The sequence below is a fragment of the Serratia sp. ASV30 genome (assembly GCF_016428815.1).
Classification (GTDB): Bacteria; Pseudomonadota; Gammaproteobacteria; order Enterobacterales; family Enterobacteriaceae; genus Chania; species Chania fonticola_C.
Window position 1 is genome coordinate 105,021 of record NZ_JAELTL010000005.1, and the last position, 21,714, is coordinate 126,734.

The following is a 21,714-nucleotide window of genomic DNA, read 5'->3' on the forward strand; positions in this document are numbered from 1 at the left end:
AGGGAAATAGAACAGCGGCAACGTCCAAAGACCTTGCCGCTGGATAACGTGGGGAATTAACGGCGGTTACGTACCAACTGGTAGCGGCGAGTCAGATATTCCACCGGCACGCTCCAGATATGCACCAGGCGGCAGAACGGGAATATCAGGAACAGGGTCATGCCGAGCACGATATGGATCTTGAATATCAGTGCAACCCCTTCCAAATGTTGAGCTGCACCGCCATGGAAGGTCACCACCGCTTGCGCCCAGGCGACCAACTTCAGCATCTCGCTACCGTCCATGTGTTGAGCAGAGAACGGAATGGTCAACAGCCCCAGGCACACCTGAACGACCAGCAACGTCAGGATCAGGATATCCCCCACGCTACTGGTGGCGCGGATACGTGGGTTGGTCAAACGGCGCTTTAATAACAGCACACCGCCCACCAACATCATCACGCCACAGGCCCCACCGGCAAACATCGCCATTTTCTGTTTCACGGCGATCGGCAGGAAAGATTCATACATCCAGTGCGGCGTCAGCATACCGAGGAAGTGCCCGGCAAAAATGCCCAGAATGCCGATATGGAACAGGTTAGAGGCCAGCCGCATGCCCTTTTTATCCAGCATCTGGCTGGAGCCAGCACGCCAGGTGTATTGCCCGTAGTCGTAACGCAGCCAACTACCGATCAGGAAGATCGCTCCGGCGATATACGGATAGATATCGAAGAAGAAAAGCGTCAGAAAGTGCATGATTAGCGTCCTTTGGTTGCTGTGGTCATCGAGCCCACATCCAGATACTGTGGTGCTACCGCCCCAGCAAACCGCCGCTGGTGAGTAGCTTGCTGCGCCGAAGCACAGCCTTGCTCACCCAAAAACTTGATCTGTTCTTCTTCCCAGACGGCATCCAGTGCCTGTGGCGTGTCGTCACGTGTTTCACCGGCAACTTGTGGCTGCAAACTTTTGGCTGCAACGCCACTAGCAGACAACACCAGCAGCAGATCGAACAGTACCGCATACGGGCTTTGACGCTGTTGCAAGCGAGCCCCCAGCAGGGCCAGGATGGGGGCGATATCCTGCAATCCGCCCTGAGCTTCCTCTTTGTTGCGGTTAGCCAGATACTCCAGATACAGCGGCAGGAAGTCCGGCAGTTCGCGGCTGTCGATCTCCAGCCCGGCTTCGCGGTATTGCGCCATCAGATCGACCATAGCCTGGCCGCGATCGCGGGATTCACCGTGAACATGCTCAAACAACAACAGTGAAGTCGCACGGCCGCGATCGAACAGCTCGCAATACTCCGCCTGCACATCCAGCAACGGACGGGCACAGAAGCGGCGGATAAACAGAATCAACTGGGCGCTGTGATGCAAGTCCAGTTCACAGGCCGGTTCCAGGGCTTCCACCAGCTCTTGCTGATGGTCAAACAATTCCTGCTCAGGATAATCCAGCAGGCGGGCAATAATTCGCAGAGCGATCATGAGGCATCCTCCTTGCGCGGGGTTTTCTGCGTCACGTCGATGGCATCGATGCGGCGGCTGTTAAACAGGTTGAATTTGCTGTCGCTGCCGTGGCAACCGTCGCCAAAGCTGAAGCCACAGCCTTTGCTTTCCGGGAAGGCTTCGCGCGCCAGTTCACGGTGGCTGGAAGGCACGACGAAACGGTCTTCGTAGTTAGCGATCGCCAGATAGCGATACATCTCTTGCGCCTGCGCTTCTGTCAGCCCCACCTGCTCAAGCGCACTGGTGTCCACCACGCCGTCCACGGTTTCTGCCCGCTTGTAGTGGCGCATCGCCAACATCCGTTTTAGCGCCAACAGCACCGGAGCGGTATCCCCGGCGGTCAACAGATTCGCCAGATATTGCACCGGGATGCGCAGGCTTTCGACATCAGGCAGTATGCCGTTGTGGGCCAACTCACCGGCATCCGCAGCCGACTGGATCGGAGACAACGGCGGTACATACCACACCATCGGCAAAGTGCGATATTCCGGGTGCAGCGGCAGCGCCAGCTTCCAGTCCATCGCCATCTTGTAAACCGGCGACTGCTGTGCAGCCTCAATCACCCCTTGCGGGATACCGTCTTTCAACGCTTGCTCAATCACCGCCGGATCGTGCGGATCGAGGAAGATATCCATTTGGCTCTGATACAGAGCTTTATCGTTCTCTGTCGCGGCCGCTTGTTCAATGCGGTCGGCATCGTACAGCAGCACGCCGAGATAGCGGATACGCCCCACGCAGGTTTCCGAACAAACGGTCGGCTGGCCAGCCTCAATCCTTGGGTAGCAGAAGATGCACTTCTCGGATTTGCCGCTCTTCCAGTTGAAGTAGATTTTCTTGTACGGGCAGCCGGTCAGGCACATCCGCCAGCCACGGCATTTATCCTGATCGATCAGCACAATGCCGTCTTCGCCGCGTTTATAGATCGCACCGCTCGGACAAGTCGCCACACAGGCCGGGTTCAGGCAGTGCTCGCACAGGCGTGGCAGATACATCATGAAGGTGTTTTCGAACTGGCCGTACATCGCCTTCTGCATGTTATCGAAGTTTTTGTCTTTGGCACGTTTGTCGAACTCACCGCCGAGGATCTCTTCCCAGTTTGGGCCGCTTTCGATCTTGTTCATCCGCTGGCCGGTGATCAGCGAGCGCGGACGGGCGATCGGCTGATGCTTGCCCTGCGGGGCGGTATGCAGGTTCTGGTAGTCGTAATCGAACGGCTCGTAATAATCGTCCAGCGCGGGAACATCCGGGTTGGCAAAGATCTTCGACAGCAGGCCAATGCGGTTACCCATGCGCGGCTCCAGCTTGCCGTTGATTTTGCGTATCCAGCCGCCCTTCCATTTGTCCTGATCCTCCCAGGCGTTGGGATAGCCGATGCCCGGCTTGCTTTCCACGTTGTTGAACCAGGCATATTCCATGCCTTCGCGGCTGGTCCAGACGTTCTTACAGGTCACCGAACAGGTATGGCAACCGATGCACTTGTCCAGGTTGAGTACCATGCCAACTTGCGAACGAATTTTCATTTGGCTTTCTCCTGCTGGCTGCCCTGCGCGTAGTCGTTACCTTCGCCGTCTAACCAGTCGATATGGTCCATTTTGCGCACCACCACAAACTCATCGCGATTCGAGCCGACGGTGCCGTAGTAGTTAAAACCGTAGGCCAGCTGCGCATAGCCGCCGATCATATGGGTCGGTTTAGGACACACGCGGGTCACCGAGTTGTGGATCCCGCCGCGCTGGCTGGTGATTTCCGAGCCTGGAATGTTCACGATACGTTCCTGCGCGTGATACATCATGGTCATCCCCGAAGGAATACGCTGGCTGACCACCGCACGGGCGGTGAGCGCTCCGTTGGCGTTGAAGGCCTCGATCCAGTCGTTATCTTCAATGCCCAGATCTTTGGCATCGTCCTCACTCAGCCAGACGATTGGCCCGCCGCGTGACAGGGTCAGCATCAGCAGGTTGTCGCTGTAGGTGGAGTGGATGCCCCACTTCTGGTGCGGCGTCAGGAAGTTCAGTGCCTTCTCTTTGTTACCGTTTGGCTTTTTATTCAGCAACGGCTGCGCGGCACGGGTGTCGATCGGCGGGCGATAGACCAGCAGGCTTTCCCCGAACGCACGCATCCACTCGTGATCCTGATAAAGCTGCTGGCGGCCACTCAGGGTGCGCCATGGGATCAGCTCATGCACGTTGGTGTAGCAGGCGTTGTAAGAGACGTGTTCATCCTCCAGACCAGACCAGGTCGGGCTGGAGATGATCTTGCGCGGCTGGGCCTGAATATCGCGGAAACGGATCTTTTCGTCTTCCTTGTTCAGCGCCAGATGGGTGTGATCGCGCCCGGTGATGTTGCTCAGTGCCTGCCAGGCTTTCACCGCCACCTGCCCATTGGTTTCCGGTGCCAGCGAGAGGATCACTTCCGCCGCATCGATAGCACTTTCGATCTTAGGCCGCCCAACTGCCGGGCCTTCGGTCTTCACGTAGTTGAGCTTTTTCAGGAAGTCGACTTCGGTCTGGGTGTTCCAACTGATGCCCTTCCCCCCGTTGCCAAGCTTGTCCAGCAGCGGACCGAGCGAGGTAAAGCGCTCGTAGGTCGCGGGATAATCGCGTTCGACCACCATGATGTGTGGCGCGGTTTTACCCGGGATCAGCTCGCACTCGCCTTTCTTCCAGTCTTTCACGCCGTAGGGCTGCGCCAGTTCGGCGGCGGAGTCATGCTGGATCGGCAGCGTAACAATGTCGGTTTCCTGACCCAGATGGCCAACGCACACCTCGGAGAACGCTTTGGCGATCCCCTTGTAGATCTCCCAGTCGCTCTTGGAATCCCAGGCAGGATCGACAGCCGCAGACAACGGATGAATAAACGGATGCATGTCCGAGGTATTCATATCGTCTTTCTCGTACCAGGTGGCGGTAGGCAGCACGATGTCGGAATACAGGCAGGTGCTGGACATGCGGAAATCAAGCGTCACGACCAGATCCAACTTGCCTTCGCCGCCGTTATCCAACCACTCGACTTCCTGTGGTTTTACGCCGCCCTGCTGGCCCAAATCCTGGCCCTGGATGCCATTCTCGGTCCCCAGCAGGTATTTGAGCATGTATTCATGCCCCTTGCCGGAGGAGCCCAGCAGGTTGGAGCGCCAGACGAACAGGTTACGCGGGAAGTTCTGCGGGTTATCCGGCTGTTCGGCAGCAAAGCGAACGCTGCCCTGTTTCAGGCTCTCCACGGTGAAATCCAGCGGCGTCTGACCGGCCGCTTTGGCCTGAGCGGCCAGATGCAGCGGGTTAGTGTCCAGTTGCGGTGCCGATGGCAGCCACCCCATGCGCTCGGCACGCACGTTTAAATCGATCAGGCTGCCAGCAAACTGACTCTTGTCCGCCATCGGTGACAACAGCTCTTCGGTGCCGACCGTTTCGTAACGCCATTGGCTGGAGTGGTTGTAGAAGAACGAGGTGCTGTTCATATGGCGAGCCGGCCGTTGCCAATCCAGGCCAAAGGCCAGTGGCATCCAACCGGTTTGTGGGCGCAGCTTTTCCTGACCGACATAGTGTGCCCAGCCGCCGCCGCTTTGGCCAACGCAACCGCAGAAGATCAACATGTTGATCAGCCCGCGATAGGTCATGTCCATGTGATACCAGTGGTTGACACCGGCACCAACGATAATCATCGAGCGGCCGTGGGTTTTCTCGGCGTTTTCGGCAAACTCCCGCGCAATGCGGATGATGTTATGGCGTGAGACGCCGGTGATCTGTTCTGCCCAGGCTGGTGTATAGGCTTTGACTTCATCATAACCGTTGGCGCAGTTGGCATCATTCAGGCCACGATCCAGGCCGTAGTTAGCCAGCGTCAGATCGTAGACGCTGGTCACCAATGCCTGGCTGCCGTCCGCCAGTTGCAGGCGTTTTACCGGCAGTTTGTGCAGCAGGATGTCGTCCAACGCCACGCTGTTGAAATGCTCACTCTCGGCACCGCCAAAGTATGGGAAGCCAACGTCAACCACCTCATCATGGCTGCCTAGCAGGCTGAGTTGCAGCTCCACATCCTGCTGGGCTTTACCTTCACGCTGTTCCAGGTTCCATTTGCCCTTCTCACCCCAACGGAAACCGATAGAGCCCTGCGGCGCTACCAGTTCACCGCTGGTCTGATCCAGCGCGACGGTTTTCCACTCGGGGTTGTTTTCCTGGCCAAGGCCATCCACCAGGTCGGCGGCGCGCAGCAGGCGGCCAGCGGCGTAATAACCTTCGGTACGCGGCTCCAGCAACACCAGCATCGGCATATCGGTGTAGCGGCGTACATAGTCGCGGAAATAACCAACTTCACGATCCAGATGGAACTCTTTGAGCATCACGTGGCCCATCGCCAGCGCCATGGCGCTATCGGTACCCTGTTTCGGGTTAAGCCACTGGTCGCATAGCTTGGCCACTTCCGCGTAATCTGGCGTCACTGCGACGGTTTTGGTGCCCTTGTAGCGAACCTCGGTGAAGAAGTGGGCATCCGGAGTGCGCGTTTGCGGCACGTTGGAGCCCCAGGCAATGATATACGAGGAGTTGTACCAGTCGGCGGATTCCGGCACGTCGGTCTGCTCGCCCCAGGTCATCGGCGAGGCCGGTGGCAAATCGCAGTACCAGTCGTAGAAGCTCAAGCAGGTGCCACCAATCAGCGATAGGTAACGAGCCCCCGCCGCGTAAGACACCATCGACATCGCCGGGATCGGCGAGAAGCCGATAATACGATCCGGGCCAAAGGTCTTGGCGGTATAGACGTTGGAGGCAGCGATCAGTTCATTGACTTCCTGCCAGCTGGAGCGGACAAATCCACCGCGGCCACGAGCCACTTTGTAGCTTTTGGCTTTTTCCGGGTCGGAAACGATCGAACCCCAGGCATCAACCGGATCGCTATGCAAGGCTTTAGCCTCGCGCCATAGCTTGATGAGGCGTTTGCGCATCAGCGGATATTTCAGGCGGTTGGCGCTGTAGAGATACCAGGAATAGCTGGCACCGCGTGGGCAGCCACGGGGCTCATGGTTGGGCAAATCTGGACGGGTACGTGGATAATCAGTCTGCTGGGTTTCCCAGGTGACCAGGCCGTTTTTCACATAAATTTTCCAGCTACAGGAGCCGGTGCAGTTAACACCATGGGTGGAGCGCACCACTTTGTCGTGCTGCCAGCGGCTGCGGTAACCGTCTTCCCAATCGCGGTTGGTGTTTAGCGTTTGGCCATGGCCGCCAGAGAAAGGTTCGGCCAACTGCTTGAAGTAGCGGAACCGATCTAGAAATTTGCTCATCCGGAGTTCTCCTGAAGGCTCGTTACACTCGAATTTCAAGCCGCAGCTTGAAAGACGACGGGTATGTTGTTGTAAGAAGTTGCCAAGTGACATTGCTCAATCTGCGGCCAAGGCTACTGATGCTCTGCCGGGCGTAACTTGATTGCGATCAAGGGAATCAGTGAGGGAAAACGTGGGGAAAGGTGGAAATACCACTAAAGGATGATCGTTAAAAATAACGCTATCTAACTGTAATAAAACAAGAATAATAGATTTACAGGGATAAGCGCCTGGCGAACCTCCTGAAACGGAAATTTGGGGGTAGTGGCAGTAAAACGGATGTGTGAGCGAGCTTAATCGGGATAATCTTGCGCAGTTTAATACTTCTATCTTAAACAGCTTGGAGGGGGCTCCCTGCTATCGAGTGCGGCATTCAACCCGCATTTCATTTTCATTTCCCGCCAGATATACGCAGTTCAGCGCCTGGGGATTAACACCAGGGGAAGTGTCTAATGAAAAAGAAAGGACCATACGAGGGCTGTTGGGCTGCTCATACTGTATTGCAGGCCTGGTTCGGCTGCCCAATGCATAGGATAAAAGTGAAACCGTCAACAGTGCAATAAACGCCGCCAGATACTTCAATATTCTTCCCCACGGCGTTAGCGTGTTTCGCCTGGAATCAGCCAAAGCCGTTTCGCTTAATATCGGACTCATGAGGGAATAACCTTCCGACACCGTTGCATTTTCAATAATTTCATCGGCCATATGATTTAATTTACCCTCAGATAGATCACTATTGAAAGTTTCAGCATCATCATTCCCAGGAATAATCTCCGTAGCGACGGCAGATTCCCCTGTCGATATAAAGTTAAAAATCGTTTTATCTTCCACCTTATAACCAAGACGAGGAATGGTCCTGATGAGAGCATGTTCCGTGTCGCCAATTTTCTGGCGAATGGACTTAATCGTCTGATTTATTGTCGAGTCTGAGCAATAGGTGCCTTTCCAGATAGTCTCAATGATTTCTGAACGGCTCACCAACTCAGGCGACCGGTTAACCAGCAGGGAAAGGATCTGAAGCTCTTTCCAACGCAGGCGTGAACGCTGCCTGGAGGGGAGCAAAACATCAAAATTTATGATTTTTATTTCCTTTTCAGCGTCCACTTTTCATTTCCCTTATGAGTCCATAGCGTTCTCATTTGTATAGAAATATGAAAAAATGTTCAAGAATTTAAATATAAACTCAGTGAAATAGACTTAATTTATATTTCACCTATTTTTCATAACTTAGTGAAATCATGCAACCCATTGAGAAAAACCCATCCATCTCCTAGACAATGGATAATTCAGACATAAACACCCGCACCAAGGATTAGGGGTTTTCTTTTCTGATGACACAGTGGACATTAAGATTTCACAATAGATAAAAATGGAATCATCTTATCATTACTCAACAAAATAAAGGCTATATTAATATATACCCAAGAAATGCCAATTGTCGGTAATATTGCACAGTCTGGTTCTGGCAAGATAGCGATGAATTCACCGATTGGCTATCAGTGAAACAACCTGTAGGAATTGAGAAGCAAAACACTCCCCGGCAAGCGGGGAGTGTCAGATTACTGACAGGTAATGTTGCTGAATGGGTAAGCGTCGCACATGTTCGACCGAAGGGGTGCGCAGCCCGCCTCCGCTTAACCAAACTAGCGTGAAACCTTTTTACGGCCGTAAACGCCCCAGGTCACCACGACACACAGAATATAAAACACCAGGAAGATCTTCATCGCCCCAGCCGGTGAGCCAGTCAACGCCAGCGAAGTACCAAACGCCTTGGGAATAAAGAACCCCCCTGCCGCACCAATCGCCGAGATAAAGCCCAAAGCCGCAGCCGAATCGGTTACTGCCTCGCGCTGTGCCAACTCATCGCTTCCTCCTTCGGCTTTCACTCTGTCCACGGTGATTTTACGGAATATCACGGCGATCATCTGGAAGGTCGAGCCGCTGCCCAACCCGGCGGTGAGGAACAGCACCATAAACACGCCATAGAAGGCCATAAATGAACCCTGATGATCGCTACCCGGCAAGGTCATGAACAGCAAGGCAGCGAAAATAGCCATGACGATAAAGTTCAGCAGCGTCACACGAATACCGCCAAAGCGATCGGAAAGCGCCCCACCCACGGGACGAGCCAGCGCCCCAAGGAACGGCCCGAAGAAGGCATAATGCAGGATCACCACGTCCGGAAACTGGGTTTTCGCCAGCATGGCAAAACCGGCAGAGAAACCAATGAAGGAACCAAAAGTTGCCAGATACAGCAGGCTCAAAACCCACAGATGCCCCCGTTTGAGTACCGGCAACTGTTGGCGCAAAGAAGCCTTTGAGGCGGCCAAATCGTTCATACCGAACCAGGCTGCCAGCGTTGCCACCAGCAGGAAAGGCACCCAAATCCAGGCGGCGTTTTCCAACCACAACTGGCTGCCGTCTGGCTGTGTCTGCCCAGTGCCACCCAGGAAGCCAAACATGGCGAGCGAGATGGCTAACGGAGCCACCAGTTGCATCACGCTGACACCCAGATTTCCCAGACCGCCATTCAGCCCCAACGCGCCACCCTGCTTAGCCTTCGGGAAGAAGAAGCTGATGTTCGCCATGCTGGAGGCAAAGTTGGCCCCAGCAAACCCACACAACAGCGCAATAATGATAAATACGTTGAATGAAGTGGTCGGATCCTGCACCGCATAGCCCAGCCACAGGCAAGGCACCAGCAGGAAACAGGTGCTGATGGCTGTCCAACGGCGGCCACCAAACATCGGGATCACGAAGGAATACGGCACGCGCAGGATCGCGCCGGAAACCGAAGGCAATGCGGTCAACAGAAACAGCTGATCGGTGGTGAAGTTAAAACCCACCTTGTTCAGATTAACCGCCACGGCGCTGAACAGCATCCATACGCAGAAGGCGAGCAACAGGCAGGGTATGGAGATCCACAGGTTGCGGCGGGCAATGCGGTGCCCACTCTGCTGCCAGAATTCGCTGTTCTCAGGTTGCCAGTCCTGAATAACCGCACCCGTTTTTTTTGCTAAAGGCGTTGCAGATTGCGACATAATAACCTCAGAAACACGGTGATAACTGCGCACACCCTAGTTGATCCCCTCAAACGGTAAAGTTGACGCAAATCAATGAGCAAGCAGGTAGCTCATGGCGGAAAAACCTCATGCATCCCTTAGTGAGTAGCCAATCAAGGCTAGCTAATCTATTGGTATTCAGCAGGTTATACCACAGTAGTGAGAAAGGTTTGGCAATGGCTCAGGCTGCAGGAAACTAAGGGGTACTTCGTTAGGGGTATGGGGTTACGCCGGGGGATGAGGAAAAATGGCTGCTATTGACGTAATTTGGCGGCCGGAGTTGCAGGTATCTCCTCTCTGGTTTCTGCTGCTCTATGGGAGATGCGTATTCGATGAAACGCTTGCTGGCTCCGCTTTCCATCGTTAACCAGGTTGCCCTGTTAATGCTACTGTTGGGAGTGCTGGGTATCGCCGGAATGAGTATTTCCGCCTGGATGTCACAAAGCATTCAGGGCAATGCCCATGCCATCAACAAAGCAGGCTCCCTAAGGATGCAGAGCTACCGTCTGCTCTCCCAGGTTCCTCTGGATGCCCACAGTGACCTCCTGATGCAGGGACTGGATCAGGATGAAACCAGCCGCGACTTGCAGCAGGCGCTGGAGCGCGAAGGGTTAACCCCACAGTTGCTGACGCTGCGTGACTATTGGCTAAACCAGTTGCAACCAAGGCTGCGCCAAGCACAACGCCCCGCCGATGCGGCCCCCCAAGTGGCCCATTTTGTCAGCCTGTTGGACAAGCTGGTTTCCGATATCGATCATCAAACCGAACGGCGCTTGTTGATGGTGACGCTGGTTCAGGGGGGATTTATCGCCCTGACGCTGTTGCTGCTGGTCGGCACCATCTGTTATCTACGCCGCCGTTTGCTGCACCCTTGGCGTCAATTGGTGGCATTGGCACTGGCGGTTGGCCGCGGTGATTTCAGCCACCGCTTTGCCCAACGTGGGCATCAGGACGAAATGTCTTCCCTCGGCGCTGCGCTTAACACCATGTCCGACGAGCTTGCCACCATCTATGCCAGGCTGGAGCAACGTGTCGCAGAAAAGACCGCCGACCTGCAACAGAAAAATCAGGTGCTGGGCTTTCTGTATCGCACCAGCCGCCAGTTACACACCAGCGAGCCGATCTGTAGCCGCCTGACGCCGATCCTCAACCAGTTGCAAACGCTGACGCCGCTACACAGCATCCAGGTACGGCTGTATGAAAACAACAGCCAGGAACAGTTTCTGCAATTAAGCGGTAACCAGCCGTTGAGGCCGGAGTATTGCCATAATCCGGTCTGTAGCGCCTGCTTAAGCGAACATCAGCCGCATAGTCAGGGCCATCCTTCTCTTAGCTGGAGCCTGAGTGACCAACTGGGCAATTATGGCATCGTCGTCGCTCAACATGATCCAGAACAACGGCTAAGCGATGAGCAATGTCAGTTGATGAATACCCTGATGGAGCAGTTGACCAGCGTATTGGCGATAGAACGCCAGGTTGACCACCAGCAGCAGTTGATGTTGATGGAGGAGCGGGCCGCGATTGCCCGCGAGTTACACGACTCCATCGCTCAATCCCTCACCTGCCTGAAAATGCAGACCAGTTGCCTGCAAATGCAGGGGGGCGAACTTCCTCCGGCCAGCCTGGCGCTGGTGCAACAGATGCGTGAAGAGATCAGTGCCGCCTATCGCCAGTTACGCGAGCTGTTAACCACCTTCCGCCTGCGATTGACCGAACCTGGTCTGCTGGCGGCACTACAGTCTACGGTGCAAGAATTCAATCAGCGGCTGGGGATCACCATCGAACTCGATTATCAGTTAGGCCCACGTAGCGTACCGGCCTATCAGGCGATCCACCTGCTGCAGATCGCGCGTGAGGCATTGAGTAATATTCACCAACACGCGCAGGCCAGCCAGGTCACGATTCGGGTGATAAACCTTAAGGGGGAAGTCACCCTAAGCGTCAGCGACAATGGCCGCGGCCTGCCAGATATCAGCGAACGGCCCGATCACTACGGCCTGATCATCATGCGCGATCGCGCCAAAAGCCTGCACGGCCAGTGCGAAATCTTGCCATGCAGCGGCGGCGGCACCGAAGTACGGGTGACGTTCCGTCCGGATAACTCTGCTATCGAATAAGGAAATATTATGACGACCGAAGAAGCTGCCACCATACTGCTGATTGACGATCACCCCATGTTGCGTAACGGCGTCAAGCAGTTGATTAGCATGGATCCGCGGCTACAAGTCATCGCCGAAGCCAGCAATGGCGAACAAGGGGTGGAGCTGGCTGAGCTGCACGATCCCGACCTGATCCTGTTGGATCTGAACATGCCCGGAATGAACGGCCTGGCAACGCTGGATCGCCTGCGCCAAATCGCCCTTTCCGGCCGCGTGGTGGTGTTCAGCGTCTCCAACCATGAAGACGATGTGGTTAGCGCACTAAAACGCGGTGCCGATGGCTATCTCTTGAAAGATATGGAACCAGAGGAACTGCTCAAGGCGCTGCATCAGGCGGCGGCAGGGCAAATGGTACTGAGCGAAGCATTGACGCCAGTGCTGGCGGCCAGCCTGCGGGAAAACCGCCCGGCGGTAGAACGCGACATCCAGCAGTTAACCCCGCGCGAGCGGGATATCCTCAAGCTGATCGCGCAGGGCCTGCCAAACAAGCTGATCGCCCGTAAACTGACCATCACCGAGAGTACCGTCAAGGTGCACGTGAAACACCTGCTGAAGAAGATGAAACTGAAATCCCGCGTAGAAGCCGCCGTTTGGGTGTTGGGCAATAAGAAAGATTAGTTACCCTGTGGGTGCAACGGCCCGGTAACCGCAGGGATTGCCGGTGGCTGCAGGGTTTGCGGCGGCGGTAACCCAGGCTCCCCTTCAATAGACAAGCTCAGGGGAGCGGTAACCTGTAGCGTGATCCAGTTCGAGGTGGCTTTCTGCTGCTTTTCATCCTCAAGGGTGACGGACAGTTGGTAGTGATTGCTGGCCCCTGGCGTCTCATCCCACGCGGGCACCGTCAAGGTCCATCCCTGCGGATCGTTGATATTCGCCGGCGGCGTCAAGCTGACAGCCTGAGTATCCCCTTGCCAGTTGACCGCGGTGATCTTATTGGCCGCTTTGATTTCCAGCACCAGCGGCAGGGTTTCCCCTGGATTCAGGCTCCATGACGGCGTCGCCAGAAACACCTGCAACGTTTTGCTTTCGCGGAACTCCAGCACCGGCACATTATTACGTTCAATGCTGTCATAGCGGCTACCGCGCAATGATTTTGCCTGTTCCACGTAATACGGAGAAATCTGTTTGATCAGCGGTACGCCAAGGCGGTAGGTCATGGCCAGCTCGACCTTGTCCTGGGTGTCGCCCACATTATCCAGTTTGTGCAAGGCTTTGACCGTGACCAACGGGACCGGCGTATAGTTGAGCCCCACCTGCATAGCGCTAGGATCGGTTTGTTTGTTGCCATTGCCTAGCAGATCGACGCTGTCGCCACGATACTGTTCAAAGCTGAGTGAGGCCCCAAGCTGGTGGTAAAACGGCAGATAACCTTGCGTGGTAATGTCGTAGCCACGCGCCGGACGGCCGAGAAAGACGGCACTATTTGCCTGTGGAGAATATGACGACAGCGGGTGGTAATAGTTGGCCGACAAGCGTAGATAGTCCCCCCAGGCTTCGGCACCGATGCTGCCACGGTTGCGCTGATTCTGGAAATCAGTGTCGAGCACGGAGTTGTAGCCCAGCAGCCAATCCCCCACCATCCAGCGCTGCCCCAGGCCAAAATTACCCTGTGAACCGTTGGCCTTTTGCAGATAACCCACCTGGCTGTAGGTCAACAAACCTTCAACGTCATAGAGCGGGCTGAACAACTGACCGCTGCTGCCGGTAAAATCCCCTTCAGGTGTGACCGCGAGCGACAGTTTAGCGGTGCCAAGTGGTGAAAGCAGCTCTTCGCTCTCTTGCTGTAGGGTCGAGGTGGCTTGGTTGGCCAGGTAGTCTTTTGCATCGGCACGTGCCCGCTCGCTGGATATCTGGTTAAGATTCTGCTCAGCCAGCTTTTTCGCCCGCGTTGCCCACTCTTTTTCTTTTTCGGCATCGTTGACGCCAGCGCTGCCCAGCTCCGGTAGCTCTTGCGCCGGAGATGCTTGCGTCTTGACCTCACTGACTACTGCCGCTGGCTTTTCTACCGAAGTTACGGCCGCAGGCACTTGCGCAGGGATGTCCGCCGCATTTGCCACCGCCGGTGGGGCAATGGTCTGGGCCTCTGCGGGTGGTGGTGCTATTGCCTTGGCTTCTGCTTCTGCTGCAGGTGCTACTGCCTGAACTTCTGCTACCGCCGCCGGTGGTACTACCGTCTGGGTTTCTACTGTTGCTGTCGGTGGCGCTTTAGCCAGATCGTCAATCACGCTCGTCCCGATAGAGGGAGCTTCCACCGTGGACTCAGCTTCGCTTTTCGCTGCAACGGATGCCTCTGCCTGGGCGCCAGCCACGCCAGCTCCTGCCGGGGGAGCTTCCGCCTGGGCGTTAAACATCATCACCGGTAAAGCTAATAACCCGAGTAAGCGCGTGCTGGATAACAACTGTGACATCTTTTGCTGAATAACCTTGGTCATAACCACGTTTGCCCTTCGTCTTCCTTGCCGCATGGCAAACTCACCTCGTTGGCGCTACCGTTCCGGCCGGTAGAAAAAAACTGTCGCACAGCATAATGCAACCTGAGGCCATAGGGTAAGCGATCGGCAAAAAGAAGCCATCGGAAAAAGCTGTAATCGAGGCTTTCAACCAAGGGGTATTACCCGCGATAAAAAAGACGTCCGAACAGCACATTCCACCATTGGGGCAAACGTGCTGCACGGACGCCTGTTGAAATTCATCACGGATATTCAATGTTTCCGCGTTTTAAAGTAAGCAGTTGGCATGCCAGTTTGCCAAGCTACAGATTTTAGAAGGTTATTGCCGTGCAATCTGTAATCCACCCCTCACTATTGCACAGTCATATGGCGCGTTTGCACCATTCCAGCGCATTACAGCCTCAGATCTGATAGTCGATAACCGGTTCCAACTGATCGGAGAACACTTTCTCTTTAATTTCCGTGAGCGACAAAGTGGGATTACATAGCTGGATAAACTGCCAGGTGTAGTTACGTTGTAACTGACCGCGTTTCAGGCCCAACCAGACGGTATTAGGCTCAAACAAATGTTCGGCATTGAGGCTCACCAACCCACGATCGCGCTCTTTTTCAAACGACATATCTGCCAGAATGCCCACACCCAGCCCCAACTCAACATAGGTTTTGATAACGTCAGAATCCTGGGCGCTTAGCGCGATATCCGGCGTCAGCCCCGCAGCTTTAAATGCCGCATCCAGCCGTGAGCGCCCGGTGATCCCCTGGCGGTAGGTAATCAACGGTAACGTACTGAGCATTTCCAACGTGACCAGCGGCTGGCGTGTCAACTCGTGGCCTTCCGGAACCAGGATCGCATGGTTCCAGCGGTAATAGGGAAAAGCAGCCAATGACTCTTCGCTCATCAGGCGTTCACTGGCGATACCGATATCCGCTTCGCCGCAGGCCAGCATGGCGGCAATCTCCTCCGGGCTCCCCTGATTAAGCACCACGCGCACCTGCGGATACAGCGCCCGAAACTCCTTAATCACCCCCGGTAGGCTGTAGCGGGCCTGGGTATGTGTAGTGGCAATATGGAGTTGCCCCGCATCTTTACTGCTGAACACATCGGCCAGACGGCGGATATTATTGGCATCATTGAGGATACGCTCCGCAACCACCAACAGCTCTTTGCCTGGTTCAGTCATGCCTAATAACCGTTTGCCACGGCGGATAAATATCTCTATCCCCAGCTCTTCTTCCAGCTCACGAATATGACGGCTAACCCCAGACTGTGAGGTAAATAACGCATTCGCGACGTCAGTCAGGTTGTAGTTGCAACGCGCTGACTCACGAATGATTTTTAATTGCTGAAAATTCATTCCGTCTCCTTCTCTCCCCAAAACCGTTAACAATATTGATACGGAGTCTGCGCAGACAGAACAAATAAGGAATAATCTTTACTTATAGCTTTTCATGCTAAGTGCATTTTTTATCATTAAAAATTCATCACTGCTTTTCTTAAAATTATAAATGGCTTTAAAATTAACAAGATAAATAACCATCTTGTTATTATGGTTAAATAACTTATGCAGCAAAAAGTTATTACCTAGAGAGATAAGATATATCAACGCGAGAGTTGTTGAAGCCTTTGGGGCGCGCAATACGACGCCCCGGCGGTAACTGAGGGTCAGGCCGTGGCTTCTCCACCTATTGGCCCTGAGGTGTTTTGTTGCAGCCACTGACGGACATAGCCGACCAGATCGCCGATGCAGTCATCCTTCATGCCGTGATTTTTCAGCTCGTTGTCCAAGGCAAACAGATACTGCGCATTGGTGCCCAACGGGCCGCTGGCGCTAGCGATCAGCGGAGCGATCACCTGATGGCTGGTATCCGCTTCAAATAGCGGATGCTGCGGGTTCATCACAAACACCAAGGCGGTAACGACGCTGCCGTCGTCCAGCGTCAGCTCACACCAGGTTGGCAGATAACAACCGGTGATCATCTCACGCTTCCACAGTAGTTCCAGCTCTTCACGCAGCTTATCTTCCGGCAAGCGGAAAGCCAGACCGGTGGTTTGCCCCCCTTCCTGCAGAGCAAGCATGCGCCCTGGTTGATGTAGCGTGCCACGCCCGGCGGTCAAACGCAGGCAAAATGCCCGATGCCAGCCTTGCAGCGTCGCCGGGCGCACCTCTTCGGATTCAAATACCGGGTTCCACATCAGTGAACCATAGCCAAAAACCCATACCGAGCTATTATCCGGCCGTCTGGAGAGCGTACATGTCAGTGAGGCCGAGCGCTGTTCCGGTGTCAGCAACAGCGACTCTTCGATCGTGCCGAATGCCGTTTTGCAGTCTGCTTTTTGCAGAAAATCTCGAGTTAACACCTAATACAACCTCCTGGGAATAGGATTGCCCTAAACCATTCGCCACTGTGTATGCAATTTCTTTTTTGGGATTCGGGGCGGGTTTATTTCCACCGCCCAGCAAAAAATATATACCCTATGGATTTCAAGTTGCAGCTAGGCAACAAGCTTACTCATTCCCAGGAGCTTACTTTTGGGTAAGTGACTGGGGTGGGTAAGTGCAGATAACAACGCTGCAACTTGAAAGACGACGGGTATAAATGACCATATTCTTTTCTGACCTTTCAATCAAGTTTCCAAGCATATTTAATGTGAAAAAGTATTTGTACCCAGAAGCAATAATAATTATAGACGTAAAACTTTACTCTTCCCCTGCGTTTTGTTAACAGAGCTCAGCGTTTTAACCGCAAAAAAATACAATCCGGGCGGATCACGCCGCTTGGCCTGATGCGCCATACCAACCAGCAAACAATTCTCATTATCAAATGGCGTGATATACTAGCCGCAGAATGATAAAGGAGAGTCCTGTGACAACCGAAACCCCACGCAGCCGCGCCCCCTATTTGATCGAAGTTGCCCGTTTACGCGACATCACGCCGCACCTGCGCCGTATCACCTTCAGCGCGCCAGACCTGCGTTTTTACCCTGCTGAAGCCGCTGCCGCACATATCAAGGTGTTCTTACCGCTCGCAGGCCAAACGCAGCCAGACCTGCCCACGCTCACCGAGAAGGGCCCGGTGTGGGCCGCCGATGCCGTACGCCCGCTAATTCGCACCTACTCTATTCGAGCCGTTCGCCCGCAACAGGGTGAGATTGATATTGAGTTTGCCCTGCACGACCACAGCGGGCCAGCGGTGAACTTTGCACGTCAGGCCAAGCCGGGGGATAAAATTGGTATCAGCAACCCTGGCGGCCCCAAGCCAATGTTGCCAGAAGCCGACTTTTACTGCCTGGCAGGCGATCCTTCATCGTTACCGGCCATCGCCGCACTGCTGGAAAACCTGCCTGCACGTAGCGAAGGCCACGCTTTTATCCGTGTCGATACCCCTGCGGACGTTATCGATCTGCAAAAACCTGCCGGTGTTGAGCTAAGCTGGATCATTGGTGGCACGGAGAAAACGGCCGATCTCATCACGCAATTCTGCGCCTTGCCGCTGCCACAAAGCGGCACCCAGTTCTGGCTGGCAGGTGAGGATCGCTTGGTGGTCGAACTGCGTCGTTACCTGCGTCGGGAGTGCCAATGTGAGCGTAATCAGCTTTATGCGGTGCCTTACTGGCGTGAAGGGTTAAATGAGGAGGGTTACCACCAGAAAAGGCACGATATCATGGATAACATTGACTCCTGATCGCCATTATCTGCCTTATTTTCCGTTGAAAATGCCGGTTAAGCCCCATTTATAGGCGTTTAACAAGTAATGTCTGGTGTTTAACGTAAAAGTAAGTAAAAAAAACCGCATCAAATGCGGTTTTTTTGTTACTCTTATCGCATAAAGCAAAGTTTTGCTTTCTAAAAACTAAACACAACATCACATTATTACTCAGCGTCATGCGCAGAGTGTATCCTATTATTATTAACAACTTTCTGGATACGCTGACCCTAACTGCAGGTGAACAGCGATGACGGGCCACGCAGTTTGAGAAGGAGATGTACCGTAATGAAGTCGCACAACGATCCTGGCCGATCCAAATCTCGCCACACAGAGTATTCCCTGATTTTCCCTATCGCCGCGCTGGTTGTGCTCAACTTGTGGAGCGGTACCAGTAGTTTCCCACTGATCGTAGCCATCAACATTATTGCCCTGGTCGGTATCCTCAGCAGTGCTTTCAGCGTGGTACGCCATGCAGACGTACTGGCCCACCGCTTGGGTGAACCCTACGGATCGCTGATCCTCAGCCTTTCAGTAGTAATCCTGGAAGTGAGCCTGATTTCTGCCCTGATGGCAACCGGCGACGCGGCCCCGGCCCTGATGCGTGACACACTGTATTCAATCATCATGATTGTGACTGCCGGACTGGTTGGGGTTGCCCTGCTGCTCGGCGGGCGCAAGTTTGCTACCCAGTACGTTAACCTGGGCGGTATCAAACAGTACCTGATGGCGATCCTCCCACTGGCGGTCATCGTGCTGGTGTTGCCAAGCGCCTTGCCTGGGGGCAACTTCAGCGTGGGCCAGTCACTGCTGGTTGCGGCCATCTCAGCGGCGATGTACGGCGTATTTCTGCTGATCCAGACCAAGACCCACCAGAGCCTGTTTGTTTATGAACATGAAGATGACGATGGCGACCCGCACCACGGTAAACCCTCGTCCCACAGCAGCCTGTGGCATGCTGCCTGGTTGATCGTGCATCTGGTCGCGGTAATTGCCGTAACCAAATTCAACGCCAACCCGCTGGAGGGCTTGCTCACCAAGCTGAACGCACCAACCCAGTTCACCGGTTTCCTGGTTGCGTTGCTTATCCTGTCCCCGGAAGGGTTGGGCGCTCTGCGTGCGGTGTTGAACAATCAGGTACAGCGCGCCATGAACCTGTTCTTCGGCTCGGTGCTGGCCACCATTTCACTGACGGTGCCAGCGGTAACGATTATTGCCACCCTGACTGGCCAGACGCTAATCTTCGGCCTGCAGCCACCGCATATGGTCGTAATGCTGACGGTGTTGATATTGTGCCATATCTCGTTCTCTACCGGCAGAACCAACGTGTTGAACGGCACCGCGCACCTGGCGCTGTTTGCCGCTTACATGATGACGATATTTGCCTGATACCAAGCGGTTGCAAAACATCAGCGGGGCGCATTATTTGCGCCCCGTTCTATTTAAAATGCGAAGAAAATCAGTGCGGCGATCCCGCCAAACAGCAGCCATTTGATAATGTAATAGCCCGTCTTGTTCCAGGCTTTTAATCGCTTGCCAACCTTACGCACGGCATAGATATATTTGAACAGCCGATTAACGCCGCCGGTACGATCGCCCTCTTCATTCGGTGCTGTCGCAGCACTCATCAAATTACGCCCCAACCAGTGATTCACCGCCTGCGCCCAACGGTAACGCATTGGCCGTTCGATGTCGCAAAACAGGATCAAACGGTTTTCCCCGCTCTGATTTTCGGCATAGTGCAGATAGGTTTCATCGAACATCACCCCTTCGCCGTCACGCCAGCTGTAACGTTCGCCATCCACTTCGATAAAGCAGCGGTCATCATTCGGCGTGATCAAGCCAAGATGATAGCGCAGCGAACCGGCATAAGGGTCGCGGTGGCGTGGCAAACGGCTGCCATGGGGTAATTCGGCAAACATCGCGGCCTTCACCGAAGGCAGGCTGCGTAACAGCGCAGTGGTTTGCGGGCATAACGCCATTGCCGAAGGATGGTTATCCTCATACCACTTCAGGTAAAAGCGCTTCCAGCCGGTTTTGAAGAAGGAGTTGAATCCGGCGTCGTTAAACTTGTCCGACGCTTTGATTTGCTGGATCTCCATCAATTGCTTCCCTTCTTCACGAATGGTCTGCCAGTTGTCACGCAGGATAATAAGATCGGGAAACTGCTCCGGTTGCAGGTAAGGCGTGGTCGGCACCCGTGAGAACAGGTACATAAATACGTTCAGCGGTGCGGTAAAGGTGGAATGGTCGGAAAGCTGACGCCAAAAAGGATAGCGAACACGGCCACGATAATGAATGTAAATAACGCACAAAATTAATAAAATCAGAATGATATATTTCATGATGACTTCAGAACCCCAAAATACGACCATGAGTATGCCGAGCACGGCACACCACCCAACGATTCCCTATCCCGTTAAGCTCGGTTTAACGGTCGGAAGATACCAATAGTTAACGTTATTGAAACTAAAATTCTATACAAAAAGCCGCAAAAATTTACACAAAGCTTAAACGAGAATGGGATTTACGCTAGGGAAGGATCGAACGATTTATCAGAGTCGGATTGGGGGGAGTAAATGAACACACGGGGAGAAATACCGGATTGTCGGTCAGGCAATCGAGCTTCCCCTCACCCCAACCCTCTCCCGCAGGGAGAGGGAGCTGATCCAGAGCCGTAGTCAGGTATAGAAGACAGTCTGTAGCTTATTCACGCAAGGGATTGATACGGTGCTGTATTTAGTTATAGGAAGCCATCTGCAGCTTATTCACGTAAGGGATTGATACGGTGCTGTATTTAGTTATAGGAAGCCATCTGCAGCTTATTCACGAAGGAAATCGGTACGGTGTTGTAAACCGGTAAAGCGGCCAATTGGTAGCACGGCCAGTCCCCTCTCCCTGTGGGAGAGGGTTCGGGTGAGGGGACGATCGCCGTAGCCAATGCCCCACCCCTTTCTAGCAAATCACTTCCCCTTGCCAAGGTTATCGGCAAAAACCCGCTGCCGTATCTTGCTGACATCGACATCACCAATATAGCGCGCAATCCCGGCATAATATTTTTCATGATAGCCATGCTCCGGCTTTCTCAATTCGGCCAGCACCGCAGGCTTATCCGCATTTTCAAACACCAGGCGATACATTGCCACCACTAGCCCGGTACGATCGCTGCCGTGCCAGCAGTGAACCAACACCGGTTTCAGGGCAAAACGAATTTCTCTGAGCGCCGTCACCACGATGTCGTCATTAATTACGGCGGCATTGATCGCCACCCGGCGCAGAAGCAAGCCTGTGCCTCTCGCTTCGCTGTCGTCGTCATGCCACTGGCGTAAACTGAGTACGGTTTTGATGCCCTGCTGCTCGAGCGTTTGCATCTGGGCAGCGGAGGGCTGAGAGGAGCGGTAGAGTTCTGGCGAGACCTGATGGTAGTTCTCTGGGGTCGTGGCATTTACCGAGGCAGTAAAACTCCCCACCAGCAGCATCGCGCCCAGTAACCACGTTTTCCCTACGCTGGGCCGCCAACACTGAATATCGTCCATAATAG

At 54.3% G+C, this 21,714-nt stretch carries 16 protein-coding genes; 4 read left to right on the forward strand and 12 right to left on the reverse strand.

The features are described 5' to 3' along the window. Positions 1-56: 56 nt before the first annotated feature. The 6 genes from narI to JHD74_RS03475 all read right to left on the reverse strand — a co-directional run bounded on the left by narI (position 57) and on the right by JHD74_RS03475 (position 9,838). Positions 57-734, reverse strand: a complete 678-nt coding sequence (narI, locus tag JHD74_RS03450) for a respiratory nitrate reductase subunit gamma (protein WP_024485415.1) — start codon at positions 732-734, stop codon at positions 57-59. A 2-nt stretch (positions 735-736) separates the two neighbouring features. Continuing rightward, entirely contained in the window at positions 737-1,459 is a 723-nt protein-coding gene (gene narJ / locus JHD74_RS03455; RefSeq protein WP_199061699.1) for a nitrate reductase molybdenum cofactor assembly chaperone, read from the reverse strand. Next, entirely contained in the window at positions 1,456-3,000 is a 1,545-nt protein-coding gene (narH, locus tag JHD74_RS03460) for a nitrate reductase subunit beta (RefSeq protein WP_199061700.1), read from the reverse strand. Before narH ends, narJ begins: the two co-directional genes overlap by 4 nt. Next, complete coding sequence (locus tag JHD74_RS03465) at positions 2,997-6,758, reverse strand: nitrate reductase subunit alpha (protein ID WP_098930724.1); 3,762 nt, start codon at positions 6,756-6,758, stop codon at positions 2,997-2,999. The genes narH and JHD74_RS03465 overlap by 4 nt, the downstream gene beginning before the upstream one ends. A gap of 396 nt (positions 6,759-7,154) precedes the next feature. Then, entirely contained in the window at positions 7,155-7,901 is a 747-nt protein-coding gene (locus JHD74_RS03470) for a winged helix-turn-helix domain-containing protein (protein WP_199061701.1), read from the reverse strand. Between the two features lie 539 nt (positions 7,902-8,440). After that, a complete protein-coding gene (locus tag JHD74_RS03475) occupies positions 8,441-9,838 on the reverse strand; it encodes a NarK family nitrate/nitrite MFS transporter (protein WP_024529759.1) in 1,398 nt (465 codons plus the stop codon). 353 nt (positions 9,839-10,191) lie between these two features. Between JHD74_RS03475 and narX the strand changes: the two genes are divergently transcribed. Together narX and narL are read left to right on the forward strand one after the other, a co-directional pair. Further along, positions 10,192-11,976: a nitrate/nitrite two-component system sensor histidine kinase NarX gene (gene narX / locus JHD74_RS03480; protein ID WP_074028765.1), complete on the forward strand. Its 1,785-nt coding sequence runs from the start codon at positions 10,192-10,194 to the stop codon at positions 11,974-11,976. Positions 11,977-11,985: 9 nt separating this feature from the next. Continuing rightward, positions 11,986-12,636, forward strand: coding sequence for a two-component system response regulator NarL (narL, locus tag JHD74_RS03485; RefSeq protein ID WP_024529761.1), 651 nt, complete (start codon positions 11,986-11,988; stop codon positions 12,634-12,636). Here the strand turns inward: narL and JHD74_RS03490 are convergent. The 3 genes from JHD74_RS03490 to JHD74_RS03500 all read right to left on the reverse strand — a co-directional run bounded on the left by JHD74_RS03490 (position 12,633) and on the right by JHD74_RS03500 (position 16,827). Further along, positions 12,633-14,450, reverse strand: coding sequence for a YchO/YchP family invasin (locus JHD74_RS03490; protein ID WP_233169426.1), 1,818 nt, complete (start codon positions 14,448-14,450; stop codon positions 12,633-12,635). The genes narL and JHD74_RS03490 overlap by 4 nt on opposite strands. A gap of 419 nt (positions 14,451-14,869) precedes the next feature. Then, the gene (gene cbl / locus JHD74_RS03495; RefSeq protein WP_065684236.1) at positions 14,870-15,823 is read right to left on the reverse strand and encodes an HTH-type transcriptional regulator Cbl; all 954 of its coding nucleotides are present in this window, start codon (positions 15,821-15,823) and stop codon (positions 14,870-14,872) included. Between the two features lie 308 nt (positions 15,824-16,131). Beyond that, positions 16,132-16,827 carry a gamma-glutamylcyclotransferase gene (locus JHD74_RS03500; protein WP_199061703.1) on the reverse strand — a complete coding sequence of 232 codons (696 nt, stop codon included), beginning with the start codon at positions 16,825-16,827 and terminating at the stop codon, positions 16,132-16,134. 506 nt (positions 16,828-17,333) lie between these two features. Between JHD74_RS03500 and JHD74_RS03505 the strand changes: the two genes are divergently transcribed. After that, positions 17,334-18,152: a siderophore-interacting protein gene (locus JHD74_RS03505; RefSeq protein ID WP_065684235.1), complete on the forward strand. Its 819-nt coding sequence runs from the start codon at positions 17,334-17,336 to the stop codon at positions 18,150-18,152. A 309-nt stretch (positions 18,153-18,461) separates the two neighbouring features. After that, positions 18,462-19,562 (forward strand): sodium-potassium/proton antiporter ChaA, encoded by a 1,101-nt coding sequence (gene chaA / locus JHD74_RS03510; RefSeq protein WP_024529765.1) that lies wholly within the window; start codon positions 18,462-18,464, stop codon positions 19,560-19,562. A gap of 53 nt (positions 19,563-19,615) precedes the next feature. On the opposite strand, the gene lpxO is transcribed toward chaA, so the two are convergent. The 3 genes from lpxO to JHD74_RS03525 form a co-directional block, all read right to left on the reverse strand. Then, positions 19,616-20,518, reverse strand: coding sequence for a lipid A hydroxylase LpxO (gene lpxO, locus JHD74_RS03515; protein ID WP_024529766.1), 903 nt, complete (start codon positions 20,516-20,518; stop codon positions 19,616-19,618). A gap of 452 nt (positions 20,519-20,970) precedes the next feature. Beyond that, positions 20,971-21,135: a hypothetical protein gene (locus tag JHD74_RS03520; protein ID WP_178380884.1), complete on the reverse strand. Its 165-nt coding sequence runs from the start codon at positions 21,133-21,135 to the stop codon at positions 20,971-20,973. Between the two features lies 1 nt (position 21,136). Next, positions 21,137-21,709: a tyrosine-protein phosphatase gene (locus JHD74_RS03525; protein WP_024529767.1), complete on the reverse strand. Its 573-nt coding sequence runs from the start codon at positions 21,707-21,709 to the stop codon at positions 21,137-21,139. Positions 21,710-21,714 lie beyond the last annotated feature (5 nt).